General features: G+C 58.5%; 3 protein-coding genes. 1 reads left to right on the top strand and 2 read right to left on the bottom strand.

What is annotated here, in order from left to right:
* Nucleotides 1-208 precede the first annotated feature (208 nt).
* Nucleotides 209-1,141: an IS5 family transposase gene (locus A8V01_RS26880; protein ID WP_103099306.1), complete on the bottom strand. Its 933-nt coding sequence runs from the start codon at nt 1,139-1,141 to the stop codon at nt 209-211.
* Nucleotides 1,142-1,375: 234 nt separating this feature from the next.
* Here A8V01_RS26880 and ndpC point away from each other — a divergent pair, with 234 nt between their 5' ends.
* The gene (gene ndpC / locus A8V01_RS26875; protein ID WP_103099307.1) at nt 1,376-3,427 is read left to right on the top strand and encodes a 6-hydroxypseudooxynicotine oxidase; all 2,052 of its coding nucleotides are present in this window, start codon (nt 1,376-1,378) and stop codon (nt 3,425-3,427) included.
* Here ndpC and A8V01_RS26870 read toward each other — a convergent pair.
* Nucleotides 3,424-4,122, bottom strand: coding sequence for a TetR/AcrR family transcriptional regulator (locus A8V01_RS26870; RefSeq protein ID WP_103099305.1), 699 nt, complete (start codon nt 4,120-4,122; stop codon nt 3,424-3,426). The genes ndpC and A8V01_RS26870 overlap by 4 nt on opposite strands.
* Between the last annotated feature and the right edge of the window lie 221 nt (nt 4,123-4,343).

Below are 4,343 nucleotides of genomic sequence, written 5' to 3'. Positions count from 1 at the left end.
GCGGCAACCGCGGGTACCGAGCACTCCACGACCCGAACGGCAGACTTCGGCTCGTCGCCTAGGATGTTCTCAGTATTTCCAGCTTAGCGTTGTCTGGCGAACAAATCTTGAGGTGAGGCCTATTACGTCCGAACCTGTCGTTGATGCCGTCAAGCGGCGCTGTTGCATAAAGCACTTCGGGTAAAGGCGGGTTTTTACTGAGTAATATTTATTTGACGCGGACTGTGATCGGGGTCCCGGCTTTCGAGAATTGATTGAGGACTTTGGCGCGGATTTTGAGTTCGTTAATCTGGCGGTCGAAGGTTCTGGCAGTGACGCGTTGACCGAGGCGCTTGAAGCAGGACATTTTCGTCTCGACCAGACTGCGGCGATGATAGCCGCTCCAGTTCTTCCAGATTGCCCGGCCGAACCGTCTGGTGGCCCGCAAGGCTTCATTGCGTGCTTCGACGCCAGGCCCCTCCTTTGTCCAGGACCGCCCGTTACGCCGGACAGGGATGATCGCCTCGGCATTTCGCCCGGCGATCGCGCCATGGCACTTGCGCGTATCATAGGCACCATCGCCACTGACCGACACGACGGTTTCATCGTCAGGGATCTGCGCCAGAAGCTTTGGCAGCATCGGTGCATCACCCACCGCATTGGTGTTCACCTCAATGGCATGGATATCCAGCGTCCGGGCGTCGATCCCCAGATGAACCTTACGCCACTGGCGCCGATAGGAGGCGCCATGCTTACGTGTCTTCCATTCGCCTTCACCCACCATCTTGATGCCGGTGCTGTCCACCAACAGGTGCAACCCGTCCGGACAAGCCCGGGCATCCAACGACACCTGCAGCTTCTTTTGCCGCCGGCTCAGCGTCGTGTAATCAGGCACCGGCCAATCTAGGCCCGCCATCTTCAAAAGGCTGGCAACGAACCCTGTCACCTGCCGCAAGGGGAGCCGAAACAGAACCTTCATCGTCAGGCAAAACTCGATCGCTCTGTCCGAAAATCGCTGCGGTCGACCACGCTTCCCGCAAGCAGCCAAAAGCCACGCCATGCCCGGGTCAAACCACAGTTCCAACGATCCGCGACGCTTCAGCGCCTCATTGTAGGCATTCCAGTTCGTCGTGCGGTATTTCGGCTTCGAAGGCTTCGGCATCCAAAACCTATATCCTGCTCGATTCCCTCGAGGAATCCCCCCTCCCTCACGCATAATAATGCAACAACGCCGTCGAGGTTACCCCGCATCTATCAGAGTTCCAAGCGAATTTTGGCCGCTTTCCATACGTCACTTAGCGGCATCAGAGATACAATGCGGACACTCCATCCGACTCAGGCGGGGATGGATCCTCGAACGCTCATTGGTCGGGCGCTCGACAACATTGTGCCGCCCGTGGAGTGTAGAATGCGCGACCCTCGATACGACATCCTCTTTGAACCCGTGCAAATCGGGCCGGTCAGGACTAAGAATCGGTTTTACGTGGTCCCACACGCCACAGCGATGGGCATGCCTGCGCTTGACGAGATGATAGCTTTCCGGAAGGCCAGGGCCGAAGGGGGCTGGGGTGTTGTCTGTCTCGAGGAGACGATGATCCACGAGACCTCCGATCACGCGCCGTTGCCCGATCCGCGCATCTACAACGACAAGTACATCGAGCCGCTCTCGCGCGTTGTCGCAGCTGTGAAAGAGCATGGCGCGCTAGCAGGCGTGGAGCTTGCCCACGCGGGAGCGTCTGGTCCGGCTATCTACCATCGTGAACACCCCCTCTCCCCTACAGCCAAGTTCCCCCACTACTTCATCAATCCTATTTCGGCGCGGACTATCGACCGGCAGGACATATTGGATTTCCGCCGCTGGTACCGCGATGCTGCGCTACGCGCTCGCGAAGCCGGCTTCGACATCGTGTACGTTTATTGCGCACACAACCTTTCGCTGTTGCAAGACTTCCTGGATACTAAAACAAACAAGCGGACCGACGAGTACGGCGGCGTGTTTGAGAATCGCGTGCGCTTGCTTCGCGAGACGCTGTCCGATGTAAAAGACGCGGTGGGTGACAGGTGTGCTGTCGCTGTTCGATTCGCTGTAGAGGAACGGCGGCGCCATTCGAACATCACTGCGCTCGAAGACGGGCGCCGGGTGGTGGAAGCGCTCGCTGACGTGCCCGACCTTTGGGATGTCAATGTTAGCGATTGGGCGTGGGATAGCGGTAGCAGCCGGTTCTTTGACGAGGGGCAGCAAGAGCCTTTCATTAACTTCGTCAAGCAGGTCACAAGCAAGCCAGTGGTCGGTGTTGGTCGCTTCACCTCACCCGACGCCATGGTTAGCCAGATCAAGCGCGGAGTGCTTGATCTGATTGGTGCTGCGCGCCCATCGATTGCGGACCCTTTCCTCCCAAACAAAATCGACGCCGGTCGCCAGGATGATATCCGCGAGTGCATCGGCTGCAACGCGTGCACCGCGGAGGTGATGACCTACTCTAGGATCCGCTGCACGCAAAATCCCTCTGCAGGTGAAGAGCACGTCAGTGGATGGCACCCCGAGGAAGTGCCCGCGGCGCATGATCCAAACGCATCAATCTTGGTCATTGGCGGTGGCCCCGCAGGTTTAGAGGCGGCTCATACGCTAGCCAAACGCGGGTACCAGGTATCAATAGCAGACGCCGGTGATGAATGGGGAGGACGCCTCGTCCGCGAGCGCAGGATGCCGCGGCTGAGCGCTTGGGGCCGGGTAGTCGATTACAGGGTCGGCCAACTCCAGACTATGCCAAACGTGAACATGTACCTGGGAAGTTTCCTCGGAGCAGATGATGTGGCGGGCTTTGAAGCGGACCACGTCATTGTTGCTACAGGCGCAAAGTGGCGCAAAGAGGGGGTGGGACGCCATCACGACGAACCTATCCCCGGACATGACCTCCCGCACGTTCTAAGCCCTGAAGAGATCCTCAGCGACCAGCTTCCAAAAGCCGGGAACGTTGTCGTCTACGACGAGGACTACTACTACATGGCAGCCGCCGTGGCAGACCGGCTTGCACGAGCCGGTTGCAAGGTGACCTACGTCACGACGGCGAGCGACCCCTGCCCGTGGACCCATAATACGCTTGAACTCGTGCACGTTGTGAATTCGATGAACGAGGCTGGAATCGATATCGTAGTGGGATCGTCAATCACCTCGATTACGGAGAGCTCGGTCGCTCTCAGTCGCCTCATTGATGGAAAGGAAACACAGATCCCCGCAGATACCGTCGTTCTAGTCACCGGACAGGCCTCTCAGGACGACCTCTACCATGAGCTCGTGTCGAAGCGGGAAGCCGGGCTCATTCGTTCCGTAGAGCGAATTGGAGATTGCCTAGGCGCGGGGCAGATCGCCCAAGCGACTTACGACGGGCGGAAGGCGGGCATGCGGTTCGGAACGGTGCCTGCTCGCCTCGAGGCTGTGGAGGGCTAAGGAGTTCCGGCCTGGATACCGGCGGCCAAGAACTCAACCATGTGGTCAAGCATCTGATCCTTGGAAAGCTGCATGATTTTACCCTCGGTAAGATCCTCAATGCGGCCAAGATCGTTCAGTATGAAGAGGTAGGTTCCGACAAGGAAAGCCATACGTAGCCCTATCGTTCTTCTGGGAATATCGGGCAACACCTTTGCAAGCGCGTCCACGTAACGCTTGACTGACGGATCGTAGACTTCGCGTCGCAGCCGGAGTGCATGCTCCTCCGGCTCGGCGTGCAGGCGTGCCTGGAGGCGCACGAACGCAGCCCCGGCTTCTCCGCTATATTTCAGGTCCCACTGTGGCTGTAGATAGGCACGAATAAGAGACTTGACGGTTAGGGGCTCCCCCCCTTCTTGAAGACGATCGAGCAACACGTGACGGCGACCGGAGAGCACCCCTCCACGTCGCCGATAAACCTCGTCAAAAAGCTGCTGCTTACTCTCGAAGTAGTAGCGGATCAGTCCTTGGTTGACGCCCGCGCGCTCGGCGATGTCACGAATGCTGATTCCTGCATAGCCCCCCTCAGCAAAGGCGATCTCCGCATTGTTGAGGATCGATTCCCGATGATTGCCGTCCTTCCTCGGCCGACCGGGCTTGCGGGGTGTCTTCACACGGACCTTTCCCACCGGGTCCGCGCTCACTTCACCTTCCATCCCACCACTTCCGATTGCTAGCCATCCAGACGCACTAGCCGGGATCGCACCAAGGCGGAAGTGACCTAGCGCATGTCGCGCGACATTCAGGGTGAGAAACGTATTGCCTCACTGAGAGATGTTCCCGACCGATGGTTCGGTTGCCTCAGCGGAATGTTCCCTTAGCAGATTTGTATTCTGCAAGCCAGTTCAAGGACATGTGGGGCGAGAGCCGGCGAAGC

Origin of the sequence: Novosphingobium guangzhouense (assembly GCF_002896965.1) — a bacterium.
GTDB classification, from domain to species: Bacteria; Pseudomonadota; Alphaproteobacteria; order Sphingomonadales; family Sphingomonadaceae; genus Novosphingobium; species Novosphingobium guangzhouense.
Note: the sequence above shows the minus strand (reverse complement) of the source record. Positions and strands in the feature narration are given on the sequence as shown.

Bases quoted from the DNA above. Each gene is read 5' to 3' on its own strand.
- A8V01_RS26870 (WP_103099305.1), bottom strand. From the start codon at position 4,122: ATGGAAGGTGAAGTGAGCGCGGACCCGGTGGGAAAGGTCCGTGTGAAG.
- A8V01_RS26880 (WP_103099306.1), bottom strand. From the start codon at position 1,141: ATGCCGAAGCCTTCGAAGCCGAAATACCGCACGACGAACTGGAATGCC.